Origin of the sequence: Calothrix sp. PCC 7507, from assembly GCF_000316575.1 — a bacterium.
In the GTDB taxonomy this organism is placed as follows: Bacteria; Cyanobacteriota; Cyanobacteriia; order Cyanobacteriales; family Nostocaceae; genus Fortiea.
This window is the reverse complement of the sequence record NC_019682.1, coordinates 2866723-2884532: the sequence shown is the minus strand read 5'-3', so window position 1 is coordinate 2884532 and position 17810 is coordinate 2866723. Positions and strand designations below refer to the sequence as shown.

Below are 17810 nucleotides of genomic sequence, written 5' to 3'. Positions count from 1 at the left end.
TGATAACTGATTCCCTAAACTTTCCCAAATCTTCTTTCCCGCTGCTGATAGGCACTCAAGGCGCGGTAAAATTCATTGCGGTTAAAATCTGGCCAGAGAGCGTCTGTGATATAAATTTCGCCATAAGCCATTTGCCAGAGTAAGAAATTTGAGAGGCGCATTTCTCCGCTAGTCCGGATTAGCAAATCTGGGTCAGCAATTCCGGCGGTGTAGAGGTGGCTCTCAAACAGTTCTTCATCAATTTCATCAGGTTGTAACAATCCTTGCTGGACTTGCTCGGCGATCGCCCGACAAGCCTGTAAAATTTCTTGTCTACCACCATAATTTGTGGCCACAGTAAACCGGATACCGCGATTCTCCTGGGTTTCTTCAATTGAACGAGAAATTTCCGCTTGCAAGACGGGCGGTAATGCCTGTAAATTACCCACAAACCGAATTTGCACGTTTTCTTTAACCATTTCCCGGAGTTCTTGGCGCAAAACTCGTTGGAATAAAGTCATGAGAAAATCAACTTCTTCCTGGGGTCTTTTCCAGTTTTCTGTCGAAAAAGCATAAGCTGTCAGCGCCTGGACACCCCAATCTTGACAGCAGCGGAGCAAATCCTTCAGAGCGTCTACACCAGCTTTATGGCCCATAATCCTGGGTAGACCTTGACGTTTAGCCCATCGACCATTGCCATCCATAATCACCGCGACATGCTGAGGCAGTAATTCCAGTTTTAAATCAGGGGGCAAATCTTGGAGTTGAGTTTCTTGTAATTTCATTTTTTATCCCGAGAAGCGGTCGATGGTAATCGGAGTAAACGTGAAGCCAATGTTAGAGCCTTCTCACCTATCTGACGAGCCAAACTTAACAAACCGGGAGCAACAGCTTCCCGGTCTACTGTTGGGGACAATCGAGTCTCCAAGGACTCTTTAAGGTTTCTAATCGTCAGCGGTCTGTTTAGGGTTCCACGTTCCGCTAAAGAAATAGAACCCGTCTCTTCTGATACAACGACACAAATACAATTTTCGACCCGCTCAGTAATTCCCATTGCTGCCCGATGGCGTGTACCCAACTGGCGCGAGGCTGTGCGACCCGAAAGTGGTAAAATTATACCCGATGCTACTATCCGGGAACCACGGATCAAAGTTGCTCCATCATGTAACAAAGTTTTCGGTTGAAAGATTGTTTGTATTAGTTCTTTAGAAACATCAGCATTCAGCTTAACTCCGGGGACAGAAAAATCGCGCTCGTCCATCGGGCCAGTAGTTTCCAAAATTAGCAAAGCTCCAATTCGGCTTTTAGACAGTTCTTTCACCGCCTCGACAATTTCATCAATTACACTATCGGATTTGGGGACTACTAGACTAGATGGTTGAAACAATTGGCGGAATTCACCACGTCCCAATTGTTCCAAAAATCGGCGAAATTCCGACTGGAGAGCAACTGCCATAGCCACAGCGCAACCAATCACTAATTTTTCTAATACAAAATTTAATAATGGTAGCCCCAATCGATTACTGAGTGCTGAGGCTAACATCAATACAATAAATCCTCGCACCATCCACAGTGTCCGGCGCTCGCTAATAATCACTAGTATCATGTATGTCAGCGCCAACACTAACACGATATCCAGAGTCCCAAGCAGCAAGGACTGCGACCATCCTGGGTTTGTCAGCCATTGCTTCCACCAATCTCTCATGACATCTGGATTACCATTCTTGCCTCTAATTACAGTTAGTCATTTGTCATCAGTCATTAGTCATTTGTAATTAATTCCTGGCTAATGACTAATGACTAAGGACAAATGACTAAACCTTTAGTCTTTCTGGTAGGCAATCTTGTCGAATCAAATCTTGATAAGTTTCGCGCTGCAAAATCAAATTTGCCTCGCTATTCGCTACTAAAACTGCTGCCGGTTTGGTCAAGCGGTTATAGTTAGATGCCATACTGTAATTGTACGCACCAGTTCCCATAACTACGAGAATATCTCCTGGTTCTGTTTCTGGCAGTTGAGCATTTTTAATCAAAATATCCCCGGATTCACAATGCTTACCAGCAATTGTGACAGTTTGTGTAATGGGAGCGGCTATTTTGTTGGCAATCACTGCTCGGTAAACTGACTGGTAAGTGATGGGGCGCGGATTGTCTGACATCCCCCCATCAACTGCCACGTAGGTACGAACTTCTGGAATAACTTTGGATGAACCAATAGTATAGGCAGTAACGCAAGCTGTGGCAATTAGCGATCGCCCAGGTTCACACAATAATTTCGGTAAGGGTAAATTTTCAGTAGCACAAGCTGCTTGAATTACTTCACAAATTGCTTTCACCCACTCTTCAATGCTGGGAGGATCATCCGACTCTACATATCTAATCCCTAAACCACCGCCAACATTTAACTCCGTCAGTTCTAAACCATGCTTCGCCGCTGCTTTTAACCACTGCACCATCACACCAGCTAAATCCCGATGCGGTTGGCGCTCAAAAATTTGCGAACCAATATGAGCATGTAATCCTACGCAGTTGAGAGCAGTTTGCTTGCTGATAAAAGTAAACAATTCCTCTAGTTGATTAGGATCAAAGCCAAATTTACTATCTAGTTGTCCCGTGCGGATATATTCATGCGTGTGACATTCAATACCCGGAGTCAACCGTAGTAGTAACCGAGGGTTTACATATCCGGTGTTTGCCGTCTCGACAATTTCTACTAAAGTGTGTAACTCGTACCAGTTATCCACAACAATAGTGCAGCCGGATTCTATGGCAAAAATTAGCTCGTCACGAGATTTGTTATTGTTATGGAGGTAGATTTTCTCAGGGTTAACACCTGCTTGCAGCGCCGTGTAGAGTTCCCCCCCAGATGCTACATCTATTCCTAAGCCTTCAGATGCGGCGATCGCGCAAACTGCTAAACAGTTCCATGCTTTTGAAGCATACAGCACCTGAGATTCGCCCTGATAATATTTTTGGAAAGCATCCCGATATTGCTGACAAGCTAAACGCAGGGTTGCTTCATCTAAAATATATAAGGGTGAGCCAAATTGTTGAACTAGGGTTGTGATATCACACCCACCAATTTCCAGGACATCATGACTGTTTACTTTGGCAGTTACAGGTAAAAGTTCCTGGTTAGGCGAAATATTCGCATTTGCGCTGCGCTTTTGAGGCAAATACTGACTACCAGTATGTTGGACCCCAGCGGGGTGAGTCGATACCATAACTATTAAGAGTTGTTATTTTTGTGCTTGCTTAAATTTTAATTGGGCGTGAGTCCGTCTGCCGATTCCCAGTTTACAAAGGGTCTGTAATCTTATTCAATAACTGTGATCTCACTAGACTTAGAAATTCAATCATTGACAGCAGAGCATTTAAGCGCTGTCCTGGAACTAGATCAAGCCTGTTTTGGTGGTTTATGGACAATGGAAGCCTACCAAAGAGAAATGGACAGCCCCAATAGTGATTTGCTCGGTTTGTTTTCCCCGTTCTCTAGCCTGAGACTGCTGGGAATGGGCTGCTTTTGGTCAATTTTAGAAGAAGCTCACATTACAATTTTGGCGGTTCATCCCCAATATCACCGACAAGGATTAGGGCAGGCTTTACTATATTCCCTGCTCAAGACAGCTAGCGATCGCGGCTTAGAGCGAGCCACCCTCGAAGTGCGAGTTTCCAACTTAGGAGCCATATCTTTATACCAAAAATTTGGCTTCAAAACAGCTGGGCGGCGTCGGGGTTACTACCAAGATAATAACGAGGACGCTCTCATTCTTTGGCTTGCGGACTTGCAACAACCGTCATTTCCCGCAACTTTACTCCAATGGCAGCAAATTGTCAGCGATCGCCTCAGTGGGGAAGTGGGGAAATGGGGGAGATGAGGGAGATGTGGTTCGGCTTCTCTGCGAGACGCTACGCGAACGCTCACCAACCGGGATGATGAGGGAGATGTGGTTCGGCTTCTCTGCGAGACGCTACGCGAACGCTCACCAACCGGGATGATGAGGGAGATGAGGGATAAATGACTCCTGACTCTTGACTCTTGACTCCCTAATTTCCTATGACAATAATTTATTTTTTATAAATTTTCTATTTAAATAACCTATGATACAAAATTTTTGTTGCTTCTGCTAATCAAGTGTGGTAACAATGGATCTTTGGAAGTAAATCCAAAAAAGTCTTGATTCCAGTGGTTTTTTGTGTGTGGTCAATCCGAAAAACACTGGAAAACTTACCCTCATCAGTACGGCATCCACAAAAAAAGAATAAATACTTAGTAATAGCGCCATCAATATGGGTGATGCTGCGCTAGTGTTTGTCATCTTTATACAGACATGTAAAACCTAAGCCTGTGCTAAAATCAGCGTACCGGCACGACGCAGGTGATGGGAAAAAGCCATGTTTGAACGCTTCACAGAAAAAGCCATTAAGGTAATCATGCTGGCCCAAGAAGAGGCCCGCCGTTTAGGTCACAATTTCGTCGGCACTGAACAGATCCTCCTGGGTCTGATTGGTGAAGGGACGGGAGTTGCGGCCAAAGTTCTAAAATCAATGGGTGTCAATCTCAAAGACGCCCGAATTGAGGTAGAAAAAATCATAGGCCGAGGTTCTGGTTTTGTCGCCGTGGAAATTCCGTTTACCCCACGGGCAAAGCGAGTTCTGGAACTATCTTTAGAAGAAGCGCGCCAATTAGGCCATAACTACATTGGCACCGAGCATCTGCTGTTGGGACTGATCCGAGAAGGAGAAGGTGTCGCAGCCAGAGTCCTAGAAAACCTCGGCGTGGATCTATCTAAGGTAAGAACCCAGGTCATCCGAATGCTGGGAGAAACAGCAGAGGTTTCCGCGACCGGGCAATCAGGACGCACCAAAACTCCTACCTTGGATGAATTTGGTTCCAACCTGACCCAAATGGCAACGGATAACAAACTCGATCCTGTGGTGGGACGCGCCAAAGAAATCGAGCGAGTGATACAGATTTTGGGTCGCCGGACAAAAAATAACCCAGTGCTGATTGGCGAACCAGGGGTTGGTAAAACAGCGATCGCTGAAGGTTTAGCGTCGCGCATTGCCAACAAAGATGTCCCCGACATCCTGGAAGATAAGCGCGTAGTCACCCTCGATATCGGCTTGCTCGTAGCAGGCACCAAGTACCGGGGTGAATTTGAAGAACGTCTGAAGAAAATCATGGATGAGATCCGCTCTGCGGGTAACGTGATTCTCGTGATTGACGAAGTCCACACCCTCATTGGTGCAGGTGCTGCAGAAGGCGCAATTGATGCAGCGAATATCCTCAAGCCAGCCTTGGCTAGAGGTGAATTGCAATGTATCGGCGCGACAACCCTGGATGAATACCGCAAGCACATCGAGCGAGATGCAGCCTTAGAGCGCCGCTTCCAACCAGTAATGGTAGGTGAGCCGACAGTCGATGAAACAATTGAGATTTTACATGGATTGCGCGAGCGTTACGAGCAACACCATAAACTGAAAATCTCTGACGAAGCATTGATAGCGGCGGCGAAATTATCTGACCGTTACATTAGCGATCGCTATCTCCCAGACAAAGCCATCGACTTAATCGATGAAGCTGGTTCTCGCGTCCGCTTAATTAACTCCCAACTGCCTCCTGCAGCTAAAGAGTTAGACAAAGAACTGCGGCAAATCTTGAAAGAGAAAGATGATGCAGTTCGTTCCCAAGACTTTGACAAAGCTGGGGAACTGCGTGATCGCGAAATGGAAATCAAAGCCGAAATCCGGGCGATCGCTCAAAGCAAAACCAACGGTGCTAGCGGTGACGGAGTGGAACCCGTAGTCACCGAAGAGGATATTGCCCATATTGTTGCTTCCTGGACTGGTGTACCGGTGAACAAGCTCACCGAATCAGAATCCGAGAAGTTACTGCACATGGAAGACACCTTACACCAGCGTCTCATTGGACAAGAAGACGCAGTCAAGGCAGTTTCCCGGGCAATTCGTCGCGCTCGTGTTGGATTGAAAAATCCCAACCGACCCATCGCCAGCTTTGTCTTCTCCGGGCCAACCGGCGTTGGTAAAACTGAATTAGCGAAATCCTTGGCGTCTTACTTCTTCGGTTCCGAAGAAGCAATGATCCGTTTGGATATGTCGGAATATATGGAGCGCCACACCGTCAGCAAATTGATTGGTTCGCCTCCTGGTTATGTTGGTTATAACGAAGGTGGTCAGTTAACCGAAGCCGTGCGGCGGCGTCCTTACACCGTGGTGCTGTTCGACGAAATCGAAAAAGCGCACCCCGATGTCTTCAACATGCTGCTGCAAATTTTGGAAGACGGACGGTTAACCGATGCTAAAGGTCGCACCGTTGACTTCAAAAACACCTTGCTGATTTTGACATCCAACATTGGTTCTAAGGTGATTGAAAAAGGCGGCGGCGGTATTGGCTTTGAATTTGGCGAAGACCAAAGCGAATCCCAGTACAACCGGATTAAAACCCTGGTGAACGAAGAACTGAAGCAATACTTCCGTCCAGAGTTCCTCAATCGACTAGATGAGATTATCGTCTTCCGTCAGTTGAGCAAGGTCGAAGTCACCCAAATCGCCGAAATCATGCTCAAAGAAGTATTTGGTCGCCTGACCGAAAAGGGTATCACCCTAGAAGTCACCGATCGCTTCAAAGAGCGCCTGATCACCGAAGGTTACAGTCCTAGCTATGGAGCAAGACCGTTACGTCGGGCGATTATGCGGTTGTTAGAAGATAGCCTAGCAGAAGAGATTCTGTCTGGTCGCATAAAAGACGGTGATATTGCGATCGTTGATGTTGATGAAAACGGCATTGTACAAGTTAGTTCTCAACAGCGTCGGGAATTATTACCCCAAGGTGTTGAGTAAGATTTAAAATTTCAGATTTGGGATTTAAATCTCGAATAAAAAATTAGAAAACGGTAGAGTATTTATTGCTCTACTGTTTTTTTGTGTGCATTATAAAATGGGCGAACATACCTCATTCAATACCAAAGAAAAAAACATTAGGCAATAGGTAACGGGAGAATCCCCATAATTAAAATAGGAGATTTTAAAGCTGATAAACCTTGTGTTAGCTTTTTCTTTGGCGATCGCTTGAGTGTATCTGTCCCATTCTTTTTGCAAATTGGTATTATTTTGACAAATATTAACTTGGGAGTGCGTCAAAACAATGAAACCGTTTCTTTTTGTAACTGACCTGGATCATACCTTCGTGGGAAATGATAAAGCTTTGGTAGAACTGAGCCAACAGCTAATTCAACATCGCCAACAATATGGCACAAAAATAGTTTATGCTACTGGGCGATCGCCTCTACTTTACCAGGAACTACAAGTTGAACAAAATCTTTTGACACCCGATGCACTAGTCCTCTCTGTAGGTACGGAAATTTATCTTGATGGTGGTGACACTCCAGATCCAGGTTGGTCAGAAATTCTCTCCTCTGGATGGGATCGGGAACTTGTGTTATCTATAACTCAGCAGTACCCTGAGTTAGAACTACAACCAAACTCAGAACAGCGCCCTTTCAAAGTGAGCTTTTTCTTAGAACAAACAGTAGCCCTGAATGTACTACCACAACTAGAGACAGAGTTGCAAAAATATAAATTAAATATAAAGTTAATTTACAGCAGCGGAATTGACCTTGACATTGTGCCCCATACCAGCGATAAAGGTCAGGCAATGCTGTTTCTTCGCCAAAAGTGGAAATATGCAGCCGAACGAACTGTTGTTTGTGGCGATTCGGGTAATGATATTGCTTTATTCGCTGCAGGCAACGAACGGGGAATCATCGTCGGGAATGCCCGCCCTGAGTTACTCCAGTGGCACAATGAGTATCCCGCTGACTACCGTTACCTAGCACAAGATGTTTGTGCAGGTGGAATTCTCGAAGGACTAAAATATTTTGGATTCTTAGAATGATCAGTTATCTCAAAGGTATCGTCGCTGGTATTCAAACAATTAGCAGTAATCGTGTCATTCTGACTTTAGAGGTGAATGGCATGGGGTATGATTTGCAAGTTCCCCAACGGCTAGGACAGCATTTACCCGATTCGGGAGGGGTTGTACAAGTTTTTACCCATTACCAAATCCGTGACGAAGTGCCGTTACTATATGGCTTTGCTTCGCCAGCAGAACGGGATTTATTTCGTCACTTGCTAACTGTTAGCGGTATTGGTGCAGCTTTAGCGATCGCTCTGTTGGACACTATGGAGCTACCAGATTTAGTGCAAGCAATCATCGCTGGCAATACACAAATCTTAATTCAAGCCCCAGGCGTCGGCAAGAAGACTGCAGAACGCATCTGTTTGGAACTGAAAAGCAAATTAATCGAGTGGCGCAAATCAGCCGGGTTCTTCGTTGCTACAGGTGGTCCTGCACCAGGAATTCTAGAAGAAGTGCAAATGACTCTCTTCGCCTTGGGTTATACTGCCCATGAAGTCAGCCATGCTTTGCATGTGGTGAGTGAAGACATTGGACTACCACAAAATGCCTATGTCGAAGATTGGATTAAACAGGCGATCGCCCACCTGAGTACTAGCGAACAGCTACAATAAGCAATAGTCAATCGTTATTCCCCCACTCCTCTCCACTTCATCCCCCTCATCTCCCAATTGATCTTTGAGAGTCTGTAGCAACAGCAACGTTCTATGAAACGTCGCCAGGTCTAGCCAATTCCTCGTAGTCAGCCAAATTGATAATTGCTATCCATTGTACCTGCTTGTTGACGCGGGAGTAAACTTGAATTTTCAAGCAATATCTTTATAACGTAATTTTTCGACTGCCAAATCAACCAGACTTTAGTATTGAATTTGTTAAAGTCGTCATTCCAGGGAAAATGCTCAAGCCAGCGCTGTTGGCGTGGATGGTAGAGCGACACAATATTACCACTTACCAAATCTTTTGCTTCTGTCTTGTTGTACTTGTGATTATTGAATCCTTGACAAGACAGCGCCAAGTTATCCAGATTAGTTTTTCCACCTTGACTTCTGGGTATAATATGTTCGACTGAAAACGCTTGAATTGCAAAACATGCTTGACTTCGACAATACTCACAGCATCCTTTAACACGTTCAGCTACTGCTTTTTTCTGTTGCACTGTGACTCGACTTTCAGACATACATTTGCGTCTGAATGCCTAAATTTTCCATCAATGCAGTTAGCGAAATCCTACGCATACGTGCTAATTCTGCTAAATATTCAATACGTTGTGCTTGCAATTGTTCTATCTGTTCATTCAAGTGCAATAATTCTTGATGTTCTTCATTTGTGAGAGTTTCAGCTTCTCTTTTAGCCATTAATTCCTCATACTACTTTTTAGTATGTGAAGGAATGCCCTGATTAATTTTTAGTAACAATTCAGCTTCGACTTGCGGCAAACTAGAAGCCTTTCTTTGCGCTTGTAGTGCAATAACCTGAGATACAAATCGCTCTAAATCTCCCTGGCTTAACTGCTCAACAGCCTTTAGCAATTCTTCTGAAGACAGTTGTACTTCAACTTTTACTGTTGACATTGTTTGTAACTCGTCATTTTGTGTAATTAAATTTATAGCTACTCGTCAATTAGCCATCCACGCTCTATGCCGTGTTCAATTCCGCCAGTCCAGTCCATTTTTAGATGCTTTCGTATTTTGTGGAATAGATGTTGAACTACAATGGGGTTCATCGGATTTTTGATATAATTTTCTTCATATCTAAATTCTCGGTCAGTATTTTTCTGCTGACGTAGTACATAAATTTGGTCAACCTTGTACTTCCGAAGATTGACATCACTAGTCAGCTTGATCCACTCCATAAGTACAACATACAAACTATTTGGATTTCTAGCCTTTAAATCCTCTGCTGCTCGTGATGAACCTTCGAGCATAGTTTTATCCAGATATGTTTTACATTCAATTGCAACAACTGGAATATCAAAAATGTGGGTTTCAGTGTTACCTGTAACCGTAACTTGTGAGTAGTTTTCTGGTTCTTCTTTAAAAACTGCCAGGATTTCACCAGGATTCTTATCTTTCTCTGGTGGTACTGCTGCTGCAAGTGATGCTTGAATAGTGGCTCCAATTACAAAGTCATGATCTTTCTTTTCTATACGCGCATACGGTCTTTTGAGCATTTCAGAATATTTGGGTGGTACAAAGAAAATATCTTTGAATGTATGTGACTTGCCAATGAGAGCATTTTCTCCAAAGTCTCTTACTAAATCTCTAAACAGATAGTAAAGAAATTCTTCCAGTACGCTTGAGTGAAGGTTTGATCTAGAGTCAAACTTTTCAGCATAATGTTGCTGATCTAAAAAGTCCTTGTATGTCGAGAGAAGTTCTACCCTGCTGGCAATGATTGAGTCATCTTGATCAGTGAAAGTTGATGTGGGTCCCATCAATTGAAGATTAGCTGAGTGCCACTTATCATACTCAGTTCTAATATCTCTGAGATATCTTTTGCTCTCAGCATCTTTGTATTTTGTGCGGTGATGCTCTTTCTGTTCAAGATTAGAGCCGTGAACTAAAGGGTTCCTATCACTTTTTGGCATAGCTCTAATTTCTCTTGAAGATGAAGTGCGATCGCCTTAGCAAGAAGGGGTGGTACAGCATTACCTACCTGATTGTACTGGCAAAGAAACTTTTCGTCGAATCTCTCCTCCCGATTCAGTAACTTATGAGACACAACAGTCTTTTTCCCTAGAAAACGATAAGTGTCAGGAAAAGATTGAATACGCGCTCCTTCACGAGCTGTCAAATTGCGATGCTGGAAAGGATGAATAAAATTAGCATAAAAAGAGGCTGCTATTGTGTGTGATGGTTTATTTGGATTGAGACGCCGATTATTCTGGTCATAACTTTTCCCGGATAATTCACCATTTCCACTACGAAGTCTAGCTCTATGTTCTTTTGGTACGTCTGAACTGGATTCACCCCATTTTATATGTTTGAAGCGTTCTACAAGCCTCTGGGAATGTTCCATTGCAACATGATTGTAGAGTGTATGACTGCTATTTCTGATCCAGTGTTGATAGTTGTTATGAGGTTTTGAAATATAAGGTTGTTCCTCTTTACCTTCACGTGCATTCAGTGATGGTAAATCTGATATGGCATCCCATACACTCAAAGAAGGAAGTAAGTTCATATTCTTTAACACTGATAATTGAGAGCTATTAGTAAGTAATAAATCTAGAGAATGTGTCTTTGGAGGAATACCCAATTTTTTCCCCATTTTATTTCCTACAACAAAGATACGCTCTCTGATTTGTGGTACACCATATTCTGCAGCATTTAGCAACCATACTTCTACAAAATATCCCAGGTCTTCAAAGGTTTTCTGAATAATATCTATGACCTTTATACCTTCAAAATTTTTGCGTGAAAGTAACCCTTTAACGTTCTCTATTACAAACGCTCTAGGTTGGAGAAAACATATCCAATGAGCAAAGTTAATAAATAGACTATTTCTGGGATCTTTCGGATCTTTTTGGGCTGGGCCAGCAATGCTAAAACCTTGACATGGAGGTCCACCAATCACAATATCCGGCTTGAATAGACAGATATCCTTAATACTACTTGCGGTGCTGAAATCACGAATGTCTTGTTGAATAACTGTCATGTTAGGGCGATTGTAGCGAAGTGTATCGCAAGCCCAAGCATCGGTTTCAACAGACAGAGGAACAGAGAAACCTGCTATCTCGAAACCTAAGCCAAAGCCGCCAGCCCCGGCAAACAAATCAATAGCGACAGGTTGTGCTTTTACCATATACTCTTACTGTAGCTACTAATAGCGTTTAACATCTAAATACTCTAGGATGATACCCTTATAACTGTTTGTCAACTTACTACACTGTATATTAATATTAAGGTATTAGCTGATTGTCACTAACAATTCAATCCAATACTTCTAACACAGCTTTTGGCAACAATTTATCTTTAAACCAAATAATTATCGCGGGGACATCGTTTAATTTCACACCCGATTTTTCTAAATTTAATCGCTCAGAAATTGCCAAAATTAAGTTATCACATCCTGCACGCCGCACTTGAGAAAACTTCTTTTGTAAATATTCTGGACACCAATAAACAACAATTTCTAATAAATAACTGCGTCCATCAGGATGCACTAGGCGAAAATCGGTAATCATCACACTTTTGACTTGCGGCAAACTAGAAGCCTTTCTTTGTGCTTGTAGTGCGATAACTTGAGATACAAATCGCTCTAAATCTGCTTGGCTTAACTGCTCAACAGCCTTTAGCAATTCTTCTGAAGACAGTTGTACTTCAACTTTTACTGTTGACATTGTTTGTAACTCGTCAGCTAATCTAGAGATATTCTATCAACCTACCTATAAGGCTGAGTGTTGTCAGCATTGGGTTGAGCGATCAGGAAATCAAAAACAATCTCTTGGTAATGTTGGGTTTCATTGAAAGCGACAGGAAACTCTATCCCCTAGTGGGTGGCTACGTAAAAAAATCAATTCAACGTAAAAATAATTAAGTATTATTACTAAGGCTGTTTGTAAAAAAAACAACATAATTATTAAAGATTAATCTGTAAGGGTTGAAATTAACAGCTTTTAATATCAATCATGTGTACCTACATTTTTTAAATGAGGTATATTACAAAGCTAGCATTTAGCAATGTTTTTGATGTGTTGCTATCAATTAGATGCAGATTTTCTTTAGTAAATTTGAGTACCAGAAAAAGAATTAAGGAGCCTAGCAAAAAATGGCAGTTACACTTACAAAAGGACAACGCGTTTCACTAGAAAAAGTTGCACCAGGACTGACAGATATATTTATTGGTCTTGGATGGGATGTTAAGCCAACAGACACCGGACACAACTTTGACTTAGATGCATCAGTTTTCTTACTAGGAAATAGCGAAAAACTAATTTCTGATAACCACTTTATTTTTTACAATAATCTCTCTAGTCCAGACCCAGATAAGTCAGTTCAACACACTGGAGATAACCTCACAGGTGCAGGTGATGGCGATGATGAAGTCATCAAGATTAATCTGCAAAAAGTTCCTGCTGACGTTCAAAAAATTGTCATTACTGTAACTATTCATGAAGCCGCAGAACGAAGCCAAAATTTTGGTCAAGTTCAAAATGCTTTTGTGCGCGTTGTTAATGCTCAGAGTAACCAAGAAGTAGTTCGCTATGACTTGGTTGAAGATTACTCAATTGAAACTGCATTAATTATGGCTGAACTCTATCGTAAAGATGGAGAATGGCGTTTAAATGCCGTTGGTTCAGGCTATCAAGGTGGATTAAAAGCTTTGCTAGATCGTTATCAGTAAGGAGATTTAAAATGGCAATTAGTCTACAGAAAGGACAGAGAATCTCGCTTTCTAAGGAAGCTCCTGGTTTAACTAAACTGATGTGCGGACTGGGTTGGGATATAGCAAAGCGCTCTGGTGGTGGATTTTTTAGTAATTTTGGTGGTGGTAGTCAGGACTACGATTTAGATGCATCTGTGATCTGCTTAGATGCGAATGGCAAATTAACGGCTAAAGAGAATATTATCTACTTTGGTAATCTTCAGCATGTATCAGGAGCAATCACTCACACAGGAGACAATTTAACTGGTGCAGGTGATGGCGATGACGAGGTGATTATTATAGATTTGTCTCGTATACCTGACCAAATTGTCAAATTAGTTTTCGTCGTCAATATTTATGATTGTATTACCCGTAAACAGGACTTTGGTCAAGTCGAAAATGCCTTTGTGCGCCTAGTTAATGCAGCGAACAACAAAGAATTGGCTCGATATAACCTATCAGGTAAAGAGTATCTGGGTATGACTGGGATGATCTTAGCTGAAGTGTATCGACATAGTAATGAGTGGAAAATGGCAGCAATCGGCAATGGTATCCGTGTCAATGGCTTAGGGGATCTTGTTTCTTCCTACTGTTGATACAATTTTGATTTTAATTCGGTAACTGGCTCGAAGTATAATGTCGCTTTACGATCGCCTGAATCTAACTAAGACAAATCGTAAGCTACAAGTTCCGATTTGGGAACGTATCAACCTTGATAGACCCCCCAAGCCTCGCTGTCAAGGTTGCCGTTCTCGTATCCAAACTAATTGGCAAGTTTGTCCTTATTGTGGATGGTTAATAGCTAGTAAAAATAGCGAGATTCGCCATTGCGTTTGGGTTGATATTTCAGGAATGATTATTGGCGCTGAAGATAATAGCATGATGCTAGAAGTTATGGCAGATGCTCTTGCTAAAGTCTTCAGTGCTTTTAGAAGTGTGAATGTGTTTTTGACCTCCGACCTACCTGATGAGCGAGAGTGGGGTGAAAACTTCACCCATGTGTATGTATTTGTAGATCAGCAACCAGTTGATTATCTGGGAATTGCTAGTTTTAGTCATAGCAAAGTTACAAATATTGCTGCTGTCCGCATAGACCAAATACTTAATGCCTCTTACCGTGCAAGTTTAAATGTAGGTCAGTTATCTAACTTAATTGCTAATACTATTACCCACGAAGTCGGTCACACATTGGGATTAGATCACTCTCAATTATCAACAGATGTGATGCATGATGGACTCGATCATAGAATTCATAGTTTAATGCCTCCCTCGTTTCATGCGGAACAGATCATCTTGATGAATCACGCTATTCGTAAACATAAATCCTGACTTTAGCAACGCAGGATTATCTATGACTCTGAAACAAACTCTGTAATTGCATAAATTTGTCTTACAGCAGTTTTCACTTATTTGAACCACACTATAAGGGCACAGCAGTGCTATCTACGGCAAATGTGGTCTATTTACCTGAAAATAGCTGTAAATTAGTGAATTACCATCATTTTTTGATGTGGAATTTGGATAGGCTATTACCTTTAAAAACTCAGTGGATGTAACATGCTGATTAATGATAATAATAAGGTTAACAAGATTCAATTACCATATCAAGGACTAACTTCGGAAGAGGTTAAGCTTAATCGTCAAAGATATGGTGTCAACGTTCTGACTCCACCAAAGCGTGACCCTTGGTGGAAACTATTTTTAGAAAAGTTTGAAGATCCAGTAATTCGGATTTTGATGATTGCAGCAGCAATTGCCATTACCGTCGGAATTTTAGAGGGTGAATATGCCGAAGGTTTAGGAATTGTGGTTGCTATCTTATTGGCAACAACTCTTGCCTTTGTTAATGAATATAAAGCTAGTCAAGAATTTGATATCCTCAATCAAGTGTATGACGAAGTTACTATTAAGGTTATCCGAGATGGTAACTTTACTACTATTACCCGCAAAAATTTAGTTGTGGGGGACATTGGATATCTAGAACAGGGTGAGGAAGTCCCGGCTGATGGAGAAATTTTAGAAGAAATTTCTCTAGAGGTTGATCAGTCAAAAATCACTGGTGAAGCAGAACCAGTTAGAAAACTGACTCAATCTGACGTTAATACTCAAGGTATTGAAGAGGGAACCTATCCTGCATACAAGGTTTTTCGCAGTACGATAGTTGAGCAAGGACAGTGTTATTTTGAAGTTAAGGCTGTCGGTGACAATACAGAAATTGGTAAGGTGGCAACAGCAGTTGCAAGTGTCGAAAATGAACAAGATACACCTCTAAATTATCAACTAGAAAACCTAAGTAAACTAATTGGTGTAGTTGGACTAGGCTTTGCTGGTGTGACTTTTATATCTTTGCTAGTGCGCGGGTTTGTTACAGGAGAATTAATATTGTCTTACCAACAATGGTATGTTGTGGGACTTTTAATTATCAGTGTACTAGTGGTACTTAGCAGAATCTGGCTACCTGTAATTTACGATGGCTTAGAGTTGGCTGGTAGTGAAATTACAGCACCCAATTGGTTAGAAAATAATAGTTTTGTTGACTGGCTGAAAACTTTTGGTATAGGACTGACAATTCTTGCAGTTGGACTCGCTTTGGGCTATCCTTTTGGGCTAATTCCTGGTTCAGTGAATAGCTGGATACCGGGTAATGTTGCTAAAGCATTGCTACATTATTTCATGGTAGCTGTAACAATTATTGTGGTAGCTGTACCAGAAGGCTTGGCGATGAGTGTCACTCTTAGTCTGGCTTACAGTATGCGGAAAATGGCTGCTAGTAATAATTTGGTGCGGCGGATGCACGCTTGCGAGACTATTGGTTCAGCTACGGTGATTTGCTCTGATAAAACTGGGACTCTTACTCAAAATCAAATGCGGGTGCATGAAGTCAATTTTCCGAGTTTGAATTCTCAAATAGTCCCAGCATTAATTGCAGAGGCGATCGCAGCTAATAGTACCGCAGATTTGGAGAAAAAACCCCTGCAAGCGCCTCGTCCCATTGGTAATGCTACAGAAGGAGCTTTATTGCTATGGCTAGATAGTCAAGATATTGATTACATATCCTACCGCAGTAACTTTCAGATTAAATCCCGTATGCCCTTTTCTGGGCAGAAAAAATACATGGGTACAATTGGCGCATCATCTGTAACTGAGAAAGATGTGCTTTACGTAAAAGGAGCGCCAGAGGTAATTTTGGAGCGTTGTTCGCAGATTCTGACAGAGAAAGGTTTGGAAGCATTGGAGAATCAAGAAGCGATCGCTCATGAAATTAAACAATACCAAAAGCGAGGGATGCGGGCGTTAGGTTTTGCTTACAATAAAGTTTCAGAGTATACCAGTGAAACGAACTTGGATGATATGGCTCAGGGGCTGATATGGCTGGGGTTTGCAGCAATTTTAGATCCCTTGCGTCCAGAAGTTCCTGAGGCTATCCAAGCCTGTTTAAATGCAGGAATACAAGTCAAAGTCGTCACTGGTGATAACTCGGATACAGCTAAAGAAATTGCTCGTCAAATTGGACTTTGGGAAGAAGATGACGACTTTAATAGTGGTTATCTGCATCTCACGGGTCAACAGTTTGCTAAACTGAGTGACCAGGAAGCTAGTCACGCTGTGCTGGAATTAAAGATACTTTCTAGAGCTAGACCACTGGATAAGCTGAGGCTAGTAAAACTGTTACAGGAAAATGGTCATGTGGTAGCTGTGACAGGTGATGGAACAAATGATGCTGCGGCTCTCAAGCAAGCTCAAGTAGGTTTAGCAATGGGGAGTGGAACAGCGATCGCCAAAGAAGCCAGTGATATTATTTTACTTGATGATTCTTTCCGCAGTATTGTGAATGCAGTTGTCTGGGGGCGATCGCTTTATCAGAATATCCAACGTTTTATTCTGTTTCAATTAACAATTAATGTTGTGGCTTTGGGAATTGCTTTAGTTGGGCCATTCATCGGTGTCGCACTACCTCTAACTGTTACTCAAATGCTGTGGGTGAACTTAATTATGGACACCTTTGCAGCTTTGGCTTTGGCGACAGAACCACCCCATCGGAGCGTCATGCAGGACTCTCCTCGTCACCCAGAAGCCTTTATTGTTACTAGAACAATGGCACAGAATATTTTCGCTACTGGGTTAGCTTTTTTAATTTTTTCGATAGGCTTCCTACATCACATCCGTCAAGATGGGAATATTAGCCCTTATGAGCTTTCTGTGTTCTTCGCCGTATTTGTGATTTTACAGTTCTGGAATTTGTTTAATGCTCGATGCTTGGGGTTAAAGCAATCTGCTTTTAAAGGGTTGTCTAAAAACCAAGGATTTGTAGCGATCGCTATCACCATATTTGTGGGACAGATATTAATTATTCAATTTGGTGGTAGCGTCTTTAGAACAGTACCTTTATCTTTCATAGACTGGATGAGCATTACTTTTGCAACATCTACAGTGCTTTGGGTTGGGGAAATATGGCGTTTAATTACGCGCTTGCAAGTGAAAAGTAAGCTAGAAAAATCCTATTAGCAGTTGTAGTTTTGGTTGGGTT

At 42.2% G+C, this 17810-nt stretch carries 17 protein-coding genes; 8 read left to right on the top strand and 9 right to left on the bottom strand.

From position 1 onward, the window contains the following. Positions 1-14: 14 nt before the first annotated feature. The 3 genes from CAL7507_RS12255 to lysA all read right to left on the bottom strand — a co-directional run bounded on the left by CAL7507_RS12255 (position 15) and on the right by lysA (position 3203). Positions 15-764, bottom strand: coding sequence for an isoprenyl transferase (locus tag CAL7507_RS12255; protein WP_015128791.1), 750 nt, complete (start codon positions 762-764; stop codon positions 15-17). Then, positions 761-1684: a diadenylate cyclase CdaA gene (gene cdaA, locus CAL7507_RS12250; protein WP_015128790.1), complete on the bottom strand. Its 924-nt coding sequence runs from the start codon at positions 1682-1684 to the stop codon at positions 761-763. Before cdaA ends, CAL7507_RS12255 begins: the two co-directional genes overlap by 4 nt. A 109-nt stretch (positions 1685-1793) precedes the next feature. Further along, positions 1794-3203 (bottom strand): diaminopimelate decarboxylase, encoded by a 1410-nt coding sequence (gene lysA, locus CAL7507_RS12245; RefSeq protein ID WP_015128789.1) that lies wholly within the window; start codon positions 3201-3203, stop codon positions 1794-1796. 105 nt (positions 3204-3308) lie between these two features. On the opposite strand from lysA, the gene rimI reads away from it, so the two are divergent. The 4 genes from rimI (at position 3309) to ruvA (ending at position 8532) form a co-directional block, all read left to right on the top strand. Beyond that, on the top strand, positions 3309-3857 hold the full coding sequence (gene rimI, locus CAL7507_RS12240) for a ribosomal protein S18-alanine N-acetyltransferase (protein WP_015128788.1): 549 nt from the start codon (positions 3309-3311) through the stop codon (positions 3855-3857). A 517-nt stretch (positions 3858-4374) separates the two neighbouring features. Further along, positions 4375-6843, top strand: a complete 2469-nt coding sequence (locus CAL7507_RS12235) for an ATP-dependent Clp protease ATP-binding subunit (RefSeq protein ID WP_015128787.1) — start codon at positions 4375-4377, stop codon at positions 6841-6843. A gap of 304 nt (positions 6844-7147) precedes the next feature. Beyond that, positions 7148-7897 (top strand): sucrose-phosphate phosphatase, encoded by a 750-nt coding sequence (locus CAL7507_RS12230; protein ID WP_015128786.1) that lies wholly within the window; start codon positions 7148-7150, stop codon positions 7895-7897. Further along, positions 7894-8532 (top strand): Holliday junction branch migration protein RuvA, encoded by a 639-nt coding sequence (gene ruvA, locus CAL7507_RS12225; protein WP_015128785.1) that lies wholly within the window; start codon positions 7894-7896, stop codon positions 8530-8532. Before CAL7507_RS12230 ends, ruvA begins: the two co-directional genes overlap by 4 nt. 128 nt (positions 8533-8660) lie before the next feature. Here the strand turns inward: ruvA and CAL7507_RS12220 are convergent, their stop codons facing one another. The 6 genes from CAL7507_RS12220 to CAL7507_RS33070 all read right to left on the bottom strand — a co-directional run bounded on the left by CAL7507_RS12220 (position 8661) and on the right by CAL7507_RS33070 (position 12257). Next, on the bottom strand, positions 8661-9095 hold the full coding sequence (locus tag CAL7507_RS12220) for an HNH endonuclease (RefSeq protein ID WP_015128784.1): 435 nt from the start codon (positions 9093-9095) through the stop codon (positions 8661-8663). Next, positions 9088-9273, bottom strand: a complete 186-nt coding sequence (locus CAL7507_RS33080; RefSeq protein WP_236556935.1) for a hypothetical protein — start codon at positions 9271-9273, stop codon at positions 9088-9090. Before CAL7507_RS33080 ends, CAL7507_RS12220 begins: the two co-directional genes overlap by 8 nt. A 12-nt stretch (positions 9274-9285) precedes the next feature. Beyond that, positions 9286-9489 (bottom strand): hypothetical protein, encoded by a 204-nt coding sequence (locus CAL7507_RS33075; RefSeq protein WP_236556934.1) that lies wholly within the window; start codon positions 9487-9489, stop codon positions 9286-9288. A gap of 38 nt (positions 9490-9527) precedes the next feature. Next, complete coding sequence (locus CAL7507_RS12210; RefSeq protein ID WP_015128783.1) at positions 9528-10505, bottom strand: Bpu10I family restriction endonuclease; 978 nt, start codon at positions 10503-10505, stop codon at positions 9528-9530. Continuing rightward, positions 10478-11719 (bottom strand): DNA cytosine methyltransferase, encoded by a 1242-nt coding sequence (locus tag CAL7507_RS12205; protein ID WP_015128782.1) that lies wholly within the window; start codon positions 11717-11719, stop codon positions 10478-10480. Before CAL7507_RS12205 ends, CAL7507_RS12210 begins: the two co-directional genes overlap by 28 nt. A 127-nt stretch (positions 11720-11846) precedes the next feature. Further along, on the bottom strand, positions 11847-12257 hold the full coding sequence (locus CAL7507_RS33070; protein WP_042341296.1) for a DUF790 family protein: 411 nt from the start codon (positions 12255-12257) through the stop codon (positions 11847-11849). A 428-nt stretch (positions 12258-12685) separates the two neighbouring features. On the opposite strand from CAL7507_RS33070, the gene CAL7507_RS12195 reads away from it, so the two are divergent. The 4 genes from CAL7507_RS12195 (at position 12686) to CAL7507_RS12180 (ending at position 17788) form a co-directional block, all read left to right on the top strand. Continuing rightward, positions 12686-13261 carry a TerD family protein gene (locus tag CAL7507_RS12195; RefSeq protein WP_015128781.1) on the top strand — a complete coding sequence of 192 codons (576 nt, stop codon included), beginning with the start codon at positions 12686-12688 and terminating at the stop codon, positions 13259-13261. Positions 13262-13272: 11 nt separating this feature from the next. Continuing rightward, entirely contained in the window at positions 13273-13878 is a 606-nt protein-coding gene (locus tag CAL7507_RS12190; protein WP_015128780.1) for a TerD family protein, read from the top strand. Positions 13879-13918: 40 nt separating this feature from the next. Continuing rightward, positions 13919-14611, top strand: a complete 693-nt coding sequence (locus CAL7507_RS12185; RefSeq protein WP_015128779.1) for a zinc-dependent metalloprotease family protein — start codon at positions 13919-13921, stop codon at positions 14609-14611. A gap of 228 nt (positions 14612-14839) precedes the next feature. After that, complete coding sequence (locus CAL7507_RS12180; RefSeq protein ID WP_015128778.1) at positions 14840-17788, top strand: calcium-translocating P-type ATPase, PMCA-type; 2949 nt, start codon at positions 14840-14842, stop codon at positions 17786-17788. Positions 17789-17810: the final 22 nt, after the last annotated feature.